Source organism: Mesopusillimonas faecipullorum (genome assembly GCF_020539505.1).
Taxonomy (GTDB): Bacteria; Pseudomonadota; Gammaproteobacteria; order Burkholderiales; family Burkholderiaceae_B; genus Mesopusillimonas; species Mesopusillimonas faecipullorum.
On the sequence record NZ_JACDXW010000002.1, the window covers coordinates 426,208 to 440,353 of the forward strand.

General features: G+C 58.7%; 14 protein-coding genes. 6 read left to right on the forward strand and 8 right to left on the reverse strand.

The genetic code is table 11. The features are described from left to right. Positions 1–9 precede the first annotated feature (9 nt). Together H0484_RS05400 and surE are read right to left on the reverse strand one after the other, a co-directional pair. Positions 10–822, reverse strand: coding sequence for a protein-L-isoaspartate(D-aspartate) O-methyltransferase (locus H0484_RS05400; RefSeq protein ID WP_226953446.1), 813 nt, complete (start codon positions 820–822; stop codon positions 10–12). Continuing rightward, complete coding sequence (gene surE / locus H0484_RS05405) at positions 807–1,565, reverse strand: 5'/3'-nucleotidase SurE (protein ID WP_226953447.1); 759 nt, start codon at positions 1,563–1,565, stop codon at positions 807–809. The genes H0484_RS05400 and surE overlap by 16 nt, the downstream gene beginning before the upstream one ends. Before the next feature lie 150 nt (positions 1,566–1,715). On the opposite strand from surE, the gene plsY reads away from it, so the two are divergent. Continuing rightward, positions 1,716–2,363 carry a glycerol-3-phosphate 1-O-acyltransferase PlsY gene (plsY, locus tag H0484_RS05410; protein WP_226953449.1) on the forward strand — a complete coding sequence of 216 codons (648 nt, stop codon included), beginning with the start codon at positions 1,716–1,718 and terminating at the stop codon, positions 2,361–2,363. Further along, entirely contained in the window at positions 2,360–3,580 is a 1,221-nt protein-coding gene (gene purT / locus H0484_RS05415) for a formate-dependent phosphoribosylglycinamide formyltransferase (protein WP_226953450.1), read from the forward strand. The genes plsY and purT overlap by 4 nt, the downstream gene beginning before the upstream one ends. Before the next feature lie 38 nt (positions 3,581–3,618). Here the strand turns inward: purT and tsaD are convergent, their stop codons facing one another. Then, entirely contained in the window at positions 3,619–4,656 is a 1,038-nt protein-coding gene (gene tsaD, locus H0484_RS05420; RefSeq protein ID WP_226953454.1) for a tRNA (adenosine(37)-N6)-threonylcarbamoyltransferase complex transferase subunit TsaD, read from the reverse strand. Between the two features lie 91 nt (positions 4,657–4,747). Here tsaD and H0484_RS05425 point away from each other — a divergent pair, with 91 nt between their 5' ends. Together H0484_RS05425 and trxA are read left to right on the forward strand one after the other, a co-directional pair. Next, positions 4,748–6,040: an NCS2 family permease gene (locus tag H0484_RS05425; protein ID WP_226953457.1), complete on the forward strand. Its 1,293-nt coding sequence runs from the start codon at positions 4,748–4,750 to the stop codon at positions 6,038–6,040. 123 nt (positions 6,041–6,163) lie between these two features. Continuing rightward, on the forward strand, positions 6,164–6,538 hold the full coding sequence (trxA, locus tag H0484_RS05430) for a thioredoxin (protein WP_226953459.1): 375 nt from the start codon (positions 6,164–6,166) through the stop codon (positions 6,536–6,538). Between the two features lie 39 nt (positions 6,539–6,577). Here trxA and H0484_RS05435 read toward each other — a convergent pair whose 3' ends face one another. Further along, positions 6,578–7,189, reverse strand: coding sequence for an IMPACT family protein (locus H0484_RS05435; protein ID WP_226953460.1), 612 nt, complete (start codon positions 7,187–7,189; stop codon positions 6,578–6,580). A 248-nt stretch (positions 7,190–7,437) separates the two neighbouring features. Between H0484_RS05435 and H0484_RS05440 the strand changes: the two genes are divergently transcribed. Then, entirely contained in the window at positions 7,438–8,688 is a 1,251-nt protein-coding gene (locus tag H0484_RS05440) for a ParB/Srx family N-terminal domain-containing protein (RefSeq protein ID WP_226953462.1), read from the forward strand. Here H0484_RS05440 and H0484_RS05445 read toward each other — a convergent pair. Together H0484_RS05445 and H0484_RS05450 are read right to left on the reverse strand one after the other, a co-directional pair. Then, complete coding sequence (locus H0484_RS05445) at positions 8,685–10,286, reverse strand: ABC-F family ATPase (RefSeq protein ID WP_226953463.1); 1,602 nt, start codon at positions 10,284–10,286, stop codon at positions 8,685–8,687. The genes H0484_RS05440 and H0484_RS05445 overlap by 4 nt on opposite strands. A gap of 132 nt (positions 10,287–10,418) precedes the next feature. Further along, on the reverse strand, positions 10,419–11,387 hold the full coding sequence (locus H0484_RS05450; RefSeq protein ID WP_226953464.1) for an LD-carboxypeptidase: 969 nt from the start codon (positions 11,385–11,387) through the stop codon (positions 10,419–10,421). Between the two features lie 111 nt (positions 11,388–11,498). Here H0484_RS05450 and H0484_RS05455 point away from each other — a divergent pair, with 111 nt between their 5' ends. After that, on the forward strand, positions 11,499–12,815 hold the full coding sequence (locus H0484_RS05455; protein WP_226953465.1) for an MFS transporter: 1,317 nt from the start codon (positions 11,499–11,501) through the stop codon (positions 12,813–12,815). On the opposite strand, the gene tadA is transcribed toward H0484_RS05455, so the two are convergent. Together tadA and H0484_RS05465 are read right to left on the reverse strand one after the other, a co-directional pair. Next, on the reverse strand, positions 12,712–13,236 hold the full coding sequence (gene tadA / locus H0484_RS05460; RefSeq protein WP_226953719.1) for a tRNA adenosine(34) deaminase TadA: 525 nt from the start codon (positions 13,234–13,236) through the stop codon (positions 12,712–12,714). The two genes, H0484_RS05455 and tadA, sit on opposite strands and share 104 nt — an antisense overlap. A gap of 52 nt (positions 13,237–13,288) precedes the next feature. After that, positions 13,289–14,137 (reverse strand): HAD family hydrolase, encoded by an 849-nt coding sequence (locus tag H0484_RS05465; RefSeq protein WP_226953466.1) that lies wholly within the window; start codon positions 14,135–14,137, stop codon positions 13,289–13,291. Between the last annotated feature and the right edge of the window lie 9 nt (positions 14,138–14,146).

A 14,146-nucleotide genomic window follows, 5' to 3' on the forward strand; every position in this document is an offset into this window, starting at 1 on the left:
CTCCGAACATCAAGACTGTGTTCCCGCCCGAAGGGGAACGAAACGCACCGCTTCGAGCTCTTTACGGTGCCAGCTGGACGGGCCGGTGCGCTCGACCAAAACCAAGCGCTGCGCGCTGCCGCCTTCGGGGGCAATCAGGCGGCCACCTAGTGCAAGCTGCTCTAGCAAAGCTTGGGGTATGGCAAGACCAGCCGCCGCCACAACAATGGCACTGAACGGAGCCTGCGTGGGCAGACCCAGCATGCCATCGCCATAGACCAACCGGACTCGCGTACCCAAGCCGCTGTCGCGCAGTTGCTGGCGTGCCATATCATACAGGCCACGCACTCTTTCGATGGCATGCACCTGTCGAACCACATGCGCCAGTACTGCTGCTTGATAGCCACATCCTGCACCCACCTCCAGCACATTCGCGGGTACACCATTTTCGCATACTGCGCTGATCATGCGTGCTACGACCCATGGCTGAGAAATGGTTTGACCATAACCTATGGGCAAGGCCGCATCTTCGTAGGCGCGGCTGGCCAGCCCTTCATCGACGAAGAGATGGCGCGGCACCTTGCCCATGGCGGCAAGCACGGTTTCGTTTTGTATTCCTTGCTCTCGCAAGCGCTGCACCATGGCCTGACGCAAGCGCTCGGAATTCAGCCCCAGGTTGCCGGCTTCTGGAGCGGATGGCGCAGCGGCTTGCCGCGATAACGCGGGAGGCAAACTGACGCGGGCGTTGCTGTTGGTAGTTGTTAGCCCGCTACCCAAGCGGGATCGCCCAAAGCGATTGGTGGTTCCCGACTCGAAAGGAGAGCGGCCTAGCGGCTTTCGCATAGCGGCCCCGCCCAGGCGCTGACACCGGCAAGCTGCTCGAAGTGGGTCAAGTCTAGCCGCAACGGCGTAATTGACACCTTGTTTTGCTCTATGACGCCGAAATCGGTGTCTCCGGCGGAGTCGGAAACCATCCCCACCGGCCCTATCCAATAAACAGGCTCGCCATAAGGGGTGGTTGACTTGACGACCGGCTCTGAGGGATGCCGCTTGCCCAAACGAGTGACTGCGTAACCCTGAATATCGATGAGCGGCACCGAAGGAATATTGACATTCAATAAGGTGTTGCCCTGTAAGGGCTGGGCCAGATGCCGCTGCACGACCTCTCGGGCGATATGCGTGGCCGCATCCAGGTGTTCCCAGCCTTTTCGCACGAGCGAGAAGGCGATAGAGGGAATACCGAACAGATAGCCCTCGGAAGCCGCAGCCACCGTACCCGAATACAGGGTATCTTCGCCCAGGTTGGCGCCATTGTTGATACCTGACACCACTAAATCGGGGCGAAAATCAAGCATACCCGTGAGAGCGATGTGCACACAATCGGAAGGCGTGCCGTTGATGAAATAAAAACCATTGGCAGCCTGCCTGACTGAGAGAGGCCGATTAAGCGTCAGCGAGTTGGACGCACCGCTATGATTCGTTTCCGGCGCTACGACGGTGAGTTCTCCCAGGCCTTTCATGGCTTCCACCAAGGCCTCTATGCCTAAAGCGTTGTACCCATCATCGTTCGTAACCAATATGCGCATGACCCTTCCAAATCCGACAAAATCGACTGCTCATTGTACTCGCAGTGTGCAAAGAGATCGTGACACTCGCGCCAGTGGCGACGGCACGGTAGAATCCAGGCAACTCCCCGTCCCCCCATTCCTTTTACCCTCCCATCCGGAGCGCAATTGATGTCCGCCTTCCCCCCTGCATTGGCAGGCTCTGGCCTGCTGTTGCTTGCCTATCTGATAGGTTCACTGCCTTTTGCCGTTATCGTCAGCCAAGCCATGGGCCTGGCCGACCCTCGTAGCTATGGTTCGGGCAACCCTGGCGCCACCAATGTGCTGCGCACCGGCAATAAGTTGGCGGCCGCCCTAACGCTTTTGGGAGACGCCGCCAAGGGTGTGCTGGCAGTTTGCCTTGCGCGATGGGCGATCGACACCTGGCAACTACCGTCGGTTTTATTGGGGGCCTGTGCCGTCGCGGTGTTCCTGGGGCATTTGTTTCCCGTTTTCCTCAAATTCAAAGGAGGCAAAGGCGTCGCCACGGCTTTGGGGGTGGTGCTAGCCTTGCAACCCTGGCTGGGCGTGGCGTGCGCCGCCACGTGGCTTATCGTCGCACGGGCTTCGGGTTATTCGTCGCTGGCGGCCATAGCCGCCGCCGTATTCACCCCCCTTTACTATATTTTCGGCGGCGGCGCCGCATGGCGTTTCGACGGTGCCATCTGCTTCGCGCTGGTCGTCATTGCATTGCTGCTGTGTGTGCGTCACCGCGCCAACATCGAGCGTTTGCTCCAAGGTAAAGAAAGCCGCATCGGCGGCAAACGGAAAAAATCATGAGCCAAACCCTTCCCTCTCCTTCCTTGGGCACCCCTTTGTCCCCACTGGCCGTACGCGTCATGATGCTCGGGTCGGGCGAGCTGGGCAAAGAAGTCATCATTGCTTTGCAACAACTGGGCGCAGAGGTCATCGCCGTCGATCGTTACGACAATGCACCCGGCCATCAAGTCGCACACCGCAGCCATACCTTGCCCATGACAGACGCCGACGCGCTGCGCAAGGTCATAGCGTTGGAACAACCCCACATCATCGTGCCTGAAATCGAGGCTATCGCTACCGATGTCTTAGTCGAGATCGAAGCTGTCGGCACTGCGCGCGTCACTCCCACCGCGCGCGCCACGTCGCTTACCATGAACCGCGAGGGCATTCGCCGTTTGGCTGCCGAACAACTGGGGCTGCCTACCTCGCCTTATCGTTTCATCAACAGCGAAGCCGAACTCTTGCACGCCATAGACGAGGCTATCGGCTACCCCTGTGTCATCAAGCCCGTCATGTCCTCTTCGGGCAAAGGCCAGTCTGTCATACACGGCCCCCAAGACATCGAAGCCGCTTGGCGTCTGGCCCAAGAAGGCGGTCGTGTCGGGGGTGGGCGCGCCATCGTCGAGGGCTTTATTCGCTTCGAATACGAAATCACGCTTTTAACCGTGCGCTGGCGCGGTGCCGATGGGCAAACCCACACTGATTTTTGCGCGCCCATAGGCCATAGGCAGGTAGACGGCGACTACGTGGAAAGCTGGCAGCCTCAGGCCATGTCCCCTATCGCCTTGTCACGCGCCCAAGAAATCGCCCGTGCCGTCACCGACGAACTCGGGGGCTGGGGTGTCTTCGGCGTCGAACTCTTCATTGCCGGCGACGAAGTCTGGTTCTCCGAAGTCAGTCCTCGCCCACACGACACCGGCATGGTCACCATGATTACGCAAGAGCAAAGCGAGTTCGTCCTGCATGCTCGTGCATTGCTGGGCTTGCCTGTGCAGGTCGAGTTGCGCAGCCCCGGTGCCAGCAGCGTGATTTACGGCGGCGTCGATGCCCAAGCCGTCAGCTTCGAAAACCTGGCGCAAGCCTTGGCCGAACCCGGGGTAGACCTGCGTCTTTTCGGCAAACCCGAGTCTTTCGTGAAGCGTCGTATGGGTGTGGCACTGGCCAAGGCCGAGGATGTCGACACGGCCCGCGCCAAAGCACGCGCCGTGTCGATGGCGGTAAAGGTAAAAGCCGGCTAAGTCAGGGCGGCCAGGCCGCCTGTATTCGGCACCTGGCGCTAAACCGCCAGGTCTTCCAGCGCCCAGCGCGGTCGAATCGTAAAAGCATGCGAGTTTGACTGGGCCAAATCCACCAAGCCCGCCTTCAGGCGCTGTGCCGCAGCAAACGCAATCATGGCGCCGTTATCGGTACACAAAGCCACAGGCGGGAAAAACACCCGCCCCTTGAGCTTGCTTATTTCAGTTTGCAATCGCTGGCGCAGATGCCGGTTCGCGCCTACCCCTCCGGCCACCACCAACTGTTTCAGGCCGGTTTGGCGCATGGCTTTCAACGCTTTGCTTGCTAGCACATCAACGATGGCCGCCTCGGTGGCTGCTGCCAGATCGGCGCGCCTGGCCTCTGTGACACCGCCGTCTGCTTCGTGCTTGCGCACCTGCGTGAGCACGGCGGTTTTCAAGCCACTGAAGCTGAAATCGAGGTCGCCGCTATGCAGCATGGGCCTAGGCAGCGCGTAAGCCTGCGCATCCCCTTGCTCGGCCAAACGCGAGAGCGCTGGCCCGCCCGGGTAACCCAGCCCCAGCAGCTTGGCTGTCTTGTCAAAAGCCTCGCCTGCGGCGTCGTCCAGTGTTTCACCCAGCAACTCGTAGCGACCCACGCCATCAACGCGCATCAATTGCGTGTGCCCACCGGATACCAACAAGGCCACGAAGGGAAACTCAGGGGCGGGCTCGGCCAGAAGGGGCGATAGCAAATGCCCTTCGAGGTGATGCACCGGTATAGCGGGTTTGCCCAAAGCCCAGGCCACAGACTGAGCCACACTGGCCCCGACCAAGAGCGCGCCGGCCAAACCAGGCCCGGCGGTATAGGCCACCACATCAACTTGCGCAAGCGTCAGGCCCGCCTCGTTGAGGGTTTGGTCGGTAAGAGGCAGAACTCTTTGGATATGATCGCGCGAAGCTAATTCCGGGACGACGCCCCCATAAGCTTCATGCATGGCAACCTGGCTGTGCAGCGCATGCGCCAACAAGCCACGTTCGGTGCAAACCAGGGCGACACCCGTCTCGTCGCAAGAGCTTTCGTAACCAAGAACAATCATGATTGTGACAGTGTACAACGGCGCGCAAACCATCTTAGAATGCAGCAGCGGTAGAAGCCATATAACAATCAGCAATTCTTAGGGGTCCATTATGTTAGAAAGCCTGTTCAAGCTGAAAGAGCACGGCACCAACGTGCGCACCGAGGTCGTGGCGGGGATCACCACCTTCCTCACGATGTCTTACATCATTTTCGTCAACCCGGCCATCCTCTCTACCACGGGCATGGAGCACAGCGCCGTTTTCGTGGCAACGTGTTTGGCTGCAGCCATCGGTACGTTCATCATGGCTTTCGTGGCCAACTGGCCCATAGGCATGGCGCCCGGCATGGGCTTGAACGCTTTCTTCGCCTTTACCGTCGTCGGCGCCATGGGCTACAGCTGGCAGCAAGCGCTGGGTGCCGTCTTCATTTCCGGCGTTATTTTTATCCTGCTTACCGTAACAGGGGCGCGCTCCTGGCTGATACAAGGTATTCCCAAGTCGCTGCGTTCGGCCATTGCCGCAGGTATTGGCTTGTTCCTGGGTATCATCGCGCTCAGCCCAGCAGGCGCGGGCATCGTTGTCGCCAACCCTGCCACCATTGTCGGCCTGGGCGATCTGTCCTCGCCCCCTGTGCTGTTTGCCATTTTGGGTTTTTTCATCATTGCCGCACTTGACGCCCTGAAGGTGCGCGGTGCCATCCTCATTGGCATCCTGGTCGTGACTGTGCTGTCCATGCTAACCGGCAACAACGAGTTCAAGGGTGTGTTTTCCGCGCCTCCCAGCCTGGCGCCTACCTTTCTGCAACTGGACATCATCGGTGCCCTGCATACGGGCTTCGTGCACGTGATTCTGGTGTTGGTACTGGTTGAAGTCTTCGATGCCACCGGCACCATGATAGGCGTGGCCAAACGCGCCAACCTTATCCCCGAAGGTAAACCCAACCGCCTGGGCCGCGCTTTGTTCGCCGACAGTACTGCCATTGTGGCCGGTTCCATGCTGGGTACCAGCAGCACCACCGCCTACATAGAAAGCGCTTCGGGCGTGCAGGCCGGTGGTCGTACGGGTTTAACCGCTTTGGTGGTAGGTGTCCTGTTTCTGCTGGCGCTGATGTTCTCGCCACTGGCTGGTTCGGTACCCGGCTATGCCACGGCCCCCGCCCTGCTTTATGTGGCCGGCCTCATGCTGCGTGAAGTCATGGATATCGAATGGAACGACGTCACTGAAGCCGCTCCCGCAGCGCTCACTACGCTGATCATGCCATTCACGTATTCCATTGCCAACGGTCTGGCTTTCGGCTTCATCAGCTATGTCGTGCTCAAGGCTGCCACCGGGCGCTTCCGTGAAATTCATCTGGCAACGCTCATTGTCGCCATCCTGTTCGTCATTAAGTACGCCTTCTTCTAGCCACTACGCCGGCCCAAGCTTGCGCTTTGGGTCGGCGCCCCATACGCGCTACACTGTCACCAATAGACTATGCAATACAGGCGGCCTCGATAAGCCGCCTTTTTAACGCCCCAGGAGCACCCCATGAGCACCATCGAACTGAACCAAACGTCCTTCCAGGAAGCCATCGATTCCGAAAAGCCGCTGATCGTGGACTTCTGGGCATCGTGGTGCGGCCCCTGCCGTAGTTTCGCGCCCACTTTTGAAGCCGCCTCCGAGAAACACACCGATTTCGTTTTTGCCAAAGTCAATACCGAAGAACAGCAGGAAATCGCGACTGCGCTGAAAATCCGTTCGATTCCCACGCTCATGATTTTCCGTGAGCGCGTCATGCTCTTTAACGAAGCCGGTGCACTGTCGGCATCGCAGTTAGACGACCTGATCAATCAAGTACGCGATCTGGATATGGCCAGCATTCACGCCCAAATTGCCGGCCAAGACGGGCAGCCCGAGGCTTAAAGGCTTACTGCTCAGATAAGTGTCAGGTGGCTTGGCCGCTCAGTCAGCCAAGCCACCTGACACTTCCGCATCGTCCAAAAATCGCCCTTGGCCGCGCGTCAGATCCACAAAGGCCAGTCTGAAAGCCTGCGCTTGCGCTTCGGGTAGCGTCAGGCTCCAGATTACGCCCTGCCCATCAAATTGCTCAGAAGCCACTTCGGCCTGAAAAGCCGGCAGTCTGGATTGGACCAGCGCCATATCCGAAAAACCGCAGTAACACCGCACCGAGACACGCGGCACCCATATCTGTTTTTCGGCCAAACGCAGGCATTGAGCAGCGGTACCTCCGTAGGCACGGATTAGACCGCCAGGCCCCAGCTTGATGCCCCCAAACCAGCGCACCACCAACACCGCCACACTGTCGCAGTCTTGGCCCTCAATGGCTTGCAGGATAGGACGCCCGGCGGTTCCACCGGGCTCTCCGTCGTCGTTGAAGCGATACAACTGACCAATGCGATAGGCCCAGCAGTTATGCGTCGCCGTCGGTACAGCATGAGCGGCAAAGAACGCCAATGCCTCCTCAGGGCTATTCACCGGCCCTGCCACGACTTCGAATCGACTTTTCTTGATTTCTTCTTGATAGCTGCTGGTTTTGCTTAATACATAGGCCATGCCATCCGCCTCCTACTGGCAAAGTCGGGCACGCCCGACGCTGCCACATCATGCATGTCAATCGTTTTGAGCACGGCATCCACGTGCCGCATCACCCGCGTCAAGCGCGGCGCCCATGGCGCACGAAGGATAGCATGGCCGTGCCCCCTTCACGCTTGGGTACTCACCCACCCAACACCCTCCATACCCTCTAGAATGGCAACTTTATCGCTGAAAAGACGCTTGCCGCACATCGTGCCCCTGCCATCATGCTGCCCTTGCTTACCCCTCCCCTGAAACCGGCTTCTGAACGCTATCCGTCTGCCATCCTCAAGCAAGTGTTTGGCGCGCTGGCATGTGTATGGCTGATCGCGCATCCGGGAGCAGTCGACGCTAGGACGCAAGCCGTTGGCACTGTGCTGGAAGTGCCTTTAGGCAAGCTGCACCCTACGCAGCCCAGCGTAGGCCACGATGAGGTGCTGGGCAAACTGGCTCGATGGCAAGTGAACCCCAAGCGCTGGTCCCACGACCCGGCCCTGCAGTTGTCATATTTGAATCGTACGGTGGGGCACAAACTGGCCGGCTACTGCAAAGACATGGGCCAACAAGGCTTGGCACAGCCTTTCAGCGATCCCGCTCAGGCATTGGCCGCCAGCTTGGACGAACCGGGCAGTTTCAGCTGCGCGGGTCAAGCGCCCAAGACAGCAGGCGACCCTGGCCATGCGGCACTACAACCCGTCGTCGTGGGGCCAGGTGGCCGGCTCTATCTGATTGATGGTCACCACGGCTTTACCGCACTGGCCGAAGCGCCCGACGGCGGTCTCGAACTGCCGGTGCGGGTACGGGTAGCAGCGGATTTCTCACATTTGCCGGTGGATGCCTTCTGGCAACGCATGGCACAAGAAGGCCATGCTTGGCTGCATGATGCGCAAGGCCACGCGGTCTTACCCGAACATCTGCCCCGACATCTGGGCCTGGCCTGCCCAGGGCAAACCGGCCTCATGGCTGACGACCCCTATCGCTCTTTGGTTTACTACGCCCGCGGCATAGGTTTCAAACCCCAGAACCTACCCAATTTTGCGGAATTTCATTGGGCCGCTTGGCTACGTGCCCATGCGCAAGCAAACCATGAACCCTGGGCGCTGGGCCATTACGATCTGAACAGCCCCACCCCGGCCACACTGGATGGCGCCGTCAACGGCAGGCCCGCTTATGCGCAAGCCGTGTTCGACGCGGTGAAACAAATGCGGGACTTGGCACCCGACAGCGCGGTAAGCGACCGCTACAGCGCCAAGCAGTTGGGGGCTTATGGCCACGCTACGGCCGACCATACGCCGGAACCTGCAAAAACCAAGCTATCGCCCCGGCAAACGTGGCTACGCGACGTCAATGCCTTACTGCGCAGCGATGAAACACCCAATGGCAAACCCCGTACCGGGGGCAAGCTATGGTATGCCTTGATGGCACGCCAACAGCTACCCCGCTGCAAGAGCCAGGCCTCAGTCTTGGCCCAGCCTTAAACCTCAATACCACGCGAGGCCAGGTAATCGTCGTAACCACCGTGGTAGTCAACGATTTCGCCCGTGGGCAGAATCTCGATCACACGGCTGGCCAAGCCGGATACGAACTCGCGGTCATGCGAGACAAACACCAAGGTACCAGCGAATTTCTCCAGAGCAAACTGCAGCGATTCTATGGACTCCATATCCAGGTGGTTGGTGGGTTCGTCCAGCAACAAGACGTTATGGCGCCCCAACATCAGCTTGCCGAACATCATGCGGTTTTTCTCGCCGCCCGAGAGGATGGCGGGACGCTTGGGCAAATCGTCGCCAGAAAACAGCAAACGACCCAGTACCGAGCGAATCGACTGATCGTCATCGCCGGGCTGACGCCAGTCACTCATCCAGTCGAATAGATTTTCACCGTTGCTGAACTGATCTGAGACATCCTGCGCCATATAGCCACGGTCGGCGTTTTCAGACCACTTTACCAAGCCGCTGTCCGGTTCCAGATCGCCCGCAAGCAAACGCAGCAAAGTGGTTTTACCCACACCGTTAGCGCCCACAATGGCGATTTTTTCGCCGGCCTCAACCATGGCCGAGAACGGCCGAATCACGGGCTGGTCGTAAGCCTTGGAAATGTTCTGCAGCTCTACTGCCAGGCGGTGCATGACCTTTTTCTGCTCGAATCGGATATAAGGATTCTGACGCGAGGAAGGCTTGACCTCGACTGCTTCAGCCTTGATTTTGTCTATCTGCTTAAGACGTGAAGTGGCTTGTCTGGCCTTGGACTTGTTGGCCGAGAAGCGACGCACGAAGTCTTGCAGTTCGGCTACGCGTTCTTTGGCCTTGGCGTTAGCCGATACCTGGCGTTCGCGAGCCTGCGTGGATGCAATCATGTAGTCGTCGTAGTTGCCCGGATACACCCGCAACTCGCGGAAGTCCAGGTCGGCCATGTGCGTACAAACCTGGTTAAGAAAGTGACGATCGTGACTGATGATGATCATGGTGCTCTGGTAACCATTGAGCACATCTTCCAACCACCGAATGGTGTTGATGTCCAGGTTGTTGGTGGGTTCGTCCAGCAACAGCACATCGGGATTCGAAAACAAGGCCTGGGCCAGCAACACACGCAGCTTCCAGCCTGGCGCAACCTCGTGCATGGGTAACTGGTGCTGAGCGGTGGGGATTTCCAGACCCAGCAGCAACTCGCCTGCTCGCGCCTCGGCCGTGTAGCCATCGTACTCGGCGAACTTGGCCTCAAGCTCGGCGGCACGCATGTAGTCGTCCTCGGTGGCTTCGGGGTTGGCATAGATCGCGTCGCGCTCGCTCATCACTTGCCACATTTCATCGTGGCCCATCAGCACGACGTCAAGCACGCGCACATCTTCGTAAGCAAACTGGTCTTGGCGCAATTTACCCAGGCGCATACCAGGCTCTAGCGCAACGCTACCCGAGCTGGGCTCCAGATCGCCGCCGATAATCTTCATCAACGTGGATTTGCCCGAGCCGTTGGCACCTATCAAGCCATAGCGGTTGCCATCGCCAAATTTGGCGCTGACATTCTCGAACAATGGCTTGGCGCCAAACTGCATGGTGAGGTTGAAAGTGGAGATCACGATATGGCAAGACCGGAAAAAGAAAACACGCCCGCGCGCGAATGCGGCGGGCGAGATGAATAAGGGGGAAAGCAGCCTAGTTTAACAAGGCCGGAGCATTTCTGCCCAGCCTAGCGCCAGCCGCCCGTGTATTCAGGCATGCTCGCGTAGCAGCAAGTGGGCCATGCCCGCCTCGGTAGCGATACCCACTTTGGCGCCTATAGGCAAGGTGGCTTTGACGCGCACATGACCATAGGGCAAGCCAGTGATGACCGGCACCTTGACAGTGCGGCGCAGCCACTCGACCACACTGGGCAGGTCGTAGCCATTGTCGCTGGACGCCAGGCGGTACTGGGTAAACTTACCCAACAAAATGGCTTTCTGACGCTGCAAGATACCCGCATGCCATAACTGGGTCAGCATGCGTTCGATACGGAATGGGTGTTCGGAAACATCTTCCAGAAATAGAATGCCGCCTTTGATTTTGGGCATATAGGGCGTGCCTACCAGAGAAGCCACCATGGCGAGGTTCCCCCCCCACAATATGCCGCGCGCATCGACGGGGTCGGCGTCCTGGGTTTCGAAGCTCAGTACTTCCAGCTCACTACGCAGCGTTTCCATCAGCAGATCGCAAGTCAGCTCATCTACTGTATTACCCCCAAAATCGTAGATGGCGGTCGGCCCGGCCAAGCTGACGGCACCGGTTTTGGCCAAAAGCGCCAGATTAAACACGGTGAAGTCGCTTTGCCCTATGAACAGTTTGCCGCTGTCGGCCACGGCTTGCCAGTCTATATCGGCCAGCAAACGACTGAGCCCGTAGCCGCCACGCGTGGCCATGACGATGGGGTGCTTCTGCTTCAAGGCGCGTTGTATGCCTGCCAGCCGCTGCGCGTCAGTGCCGGCAAAGCGCTCGTGCACGGCTAACGCTGTGCGGTCAACAGTGGTTCGCAGACCCAGTTTTTTCAAGCGTTGGCGGGCCAGGTCTAGCGCTGCGGGATCCGCCACCGCGCCTGATGGCGAGATGAGGTAAACGCCGCTGGGCGTGGCATGCGAATGAGCATGATCGTGGTCGTGGTGATGCTCGTGATCATGGGAGTGGTCGTGATCGTGTGCAGCGGTCATGATTAGGGGCGCTTAGCCAAGCAAAAATAGACAGACGCAAGTATAGTTTACGGCTTGACTCAAGGTGGGCCGCGCTGCCCGCGCCAACCCTTCTTGCAAACGGAATTCGTCATGCTCGCTCTCAAGCTCGCCCAAGCTCTTGAACGCCGCCATATCCATTATGGCTGGGTGATAGCCGCACTGACCTTCCTGACCATCCTGACGTCATCAGCCATGCTCGGCCTGCCGGGCATACTGCTGCAGCCACTAAGCGAGGAATTCGGCTGGAGCACAGACCAGATCTCCGGCGCCCTGGCCTTGCGTTTTGTCTTGTACGGGTTGATGGGCCCGTTCGTGGCCATTCTTATCAGTCGCTATGGCCTGCGCCGCACCATGCGCGCAGCCATGATGATGATGGCTTTGGGCATGATACTGGCGGTTTTCATGCGCTCATTCTGGCAATTGGTTTTGCTGTGGGGCATATTGCTGGGCATTGCCACCAGCTTGGCGGCGCTGGTGTTGGGCACCATCGTCACGAATCGCTGGTTCGAAAGTCATCGCGGCGTGGTCATAGGGGTGCTCACTTCCAGCATCGCAACCGGCCAACTGCTTTTTCTTCCTATTGGGGCCTGGCTGGTTGAAGCCTACGGCTGGCGCTCCGCTCTTTACCCCTTGTTTGGCTTGGCCTTGTTTGTGGGTCTGCTGGTGAACAGCCTGGTTCGCGATCAACCCGAAGATCTAGGCTTACGCCCCTATGGCAGCATGGCAGACACCCCATTGCCGCCTCCTTCCTTGGCCAAAATGTCTTTTATGACACCCTTACGTGTGCTGTATGCAGTACGGGCCGACCGCACATTCTGGATTTTGTCCGGCACCTTCTTCGTCTGCGGGCTTAGCACCAGCGGGCTGATACAAACCCACTTCATTTCTTTATGCGGCGACTTCGGGCTTAGCCCCATTCCTGCCGCCTCCGTGCTCTCCATGATGGGGCTGTTCGACCTCGTGGGCACGGTATTATCAGGCTGGCTGGCCGACCGCTACGACAATCGCAAGCTTTTATTCTGGTATTACGGTCTGCGCGGTCTTTCCCTATTCTGGCTGCCCCACTCTGAATTTACCTTTTATGGCCTGAGTCTATTTGCCATGTTTTACGGCATGGACTGGATTGCCACCGTGCCGCCAACGGTCAGGTTGGCCACCAATGCTTTCGGTAAAGAACATGCGGGCATACTGATAGGCTGGATTTTCGCCATTCATCAGTTGGGCGCGGGTTTGGCGGCCTACGCCGCGGGCCTTTCCAGAACCATGATGCTGACTTACACGCCCGCCATCTATGCCGCAGGCATTACTTGTCTGCTGGCGGCTCTTGCGGTTCTATGGATACGCACGCCCGGCGCCTCAGCGCCGCCTCGCGCGCCTGCTCGCGTCGTTGCCGAAAAAACAGCCTGAGGCGTTCACTGCAAACTTCGGCAAGCACCCCGCCCGTGACGCAGGTTTGATGATTCAGGTTTTCGTACGCGGGTATGTGCAGCACGCTGTCGCATGCCCCGGTTTTGGGGTCTGCTGCGCCGTAAACAATGCGTGCCAGCCGCGCATGCAAAATGGCGCCCACGCACATGGTGCAAGGCTCCAGCGTCACGTATAACGTGGCGCCCGGCAGACGATAGTTGCCTACCCGTCGCGCCGCTTCGCGCACCGCTACGACCTCTGCATGGGCCGTGGGGTCGTGGTCGGTAATGGTGCGGTTGTAGCCTACACCCAGTATCAACCCCTGCGCATCCACCACCACGGCACCTACTGGCACCTCGTCTAGTTCGCGGGCTCGTTCGGCTTGCAGCAAAGCCTGCCACATGCCCGATTCATCGCGCATGCCGGTTTCGGCCTCGGGCAGAATCTGCCCAGGTTCCAGCATGATCAAGCCTTCATCCCACATAGCTGTGGCGGCGCAGAGCAATGCTGCCGGCCAGACTCTCTACAGCCTGCTCCAGCAACTGATAAAGCTCGGATTCATCGCTATATCGCGCATGATTCAGGTTGGAAACCCTACCCTCTTGGATGAAGCCCCAAGCACGGCTGCGCTTGTCGCGATGTTTAGGGTCCCACACGCCGAAAGCGACCCCACCTGAGCGCCGAATCAAAGAAAAGCAGGGTATGTCGGTATAGCCGTCGCCCACGAAAATCATATGCTGGAAGGGAACGCGCAATTTGTCCGCTTCGACCTTGCGATTGACCTCGAAAGGCTTGTTGCGCGAGGCTTGGCCTACGATACCTTTTTGGATATGGAACAAATACCGTGTTTTATCGGTAAAGCTGACGATACGACGCGGAAAACAGATGCCCCCTTGCTCGTCATAGATAAACTCGGAAGCCCAGATGTCGGTGAATTCGTGGGCAATCGGCGTGTGGCGCATGACATCGCCTATGCCGCTGGAAATCAGGTAGAACTCCAATTGCACCTGTGGGTGGCTGGCCCGCACCACTCGCCTGAGCCGCTCAAACAAGGTGGGTACGCCTTCGTGCAAAGGCAGGCGCCTGCCCCATTCTTGCAAGCGTTGCTGGGTAATGAGCCCATGTTTGCCAGACTGCGACAAGCGGATCATCTGATACAGATACGCCGGCACTGGGTCCCAGTCGTGCTCTGACAGTAAAGGCCCCACCTCATCGCGCCAGAAATGCGGCACATCCAGGCCCATGTCGGCAAGCAAACCACTCGTGCTGTCGGGGGCCAGCGTATCGTCGAAATCGAATACCAGGGCAATGACGTCGGACATGAAAAGGGC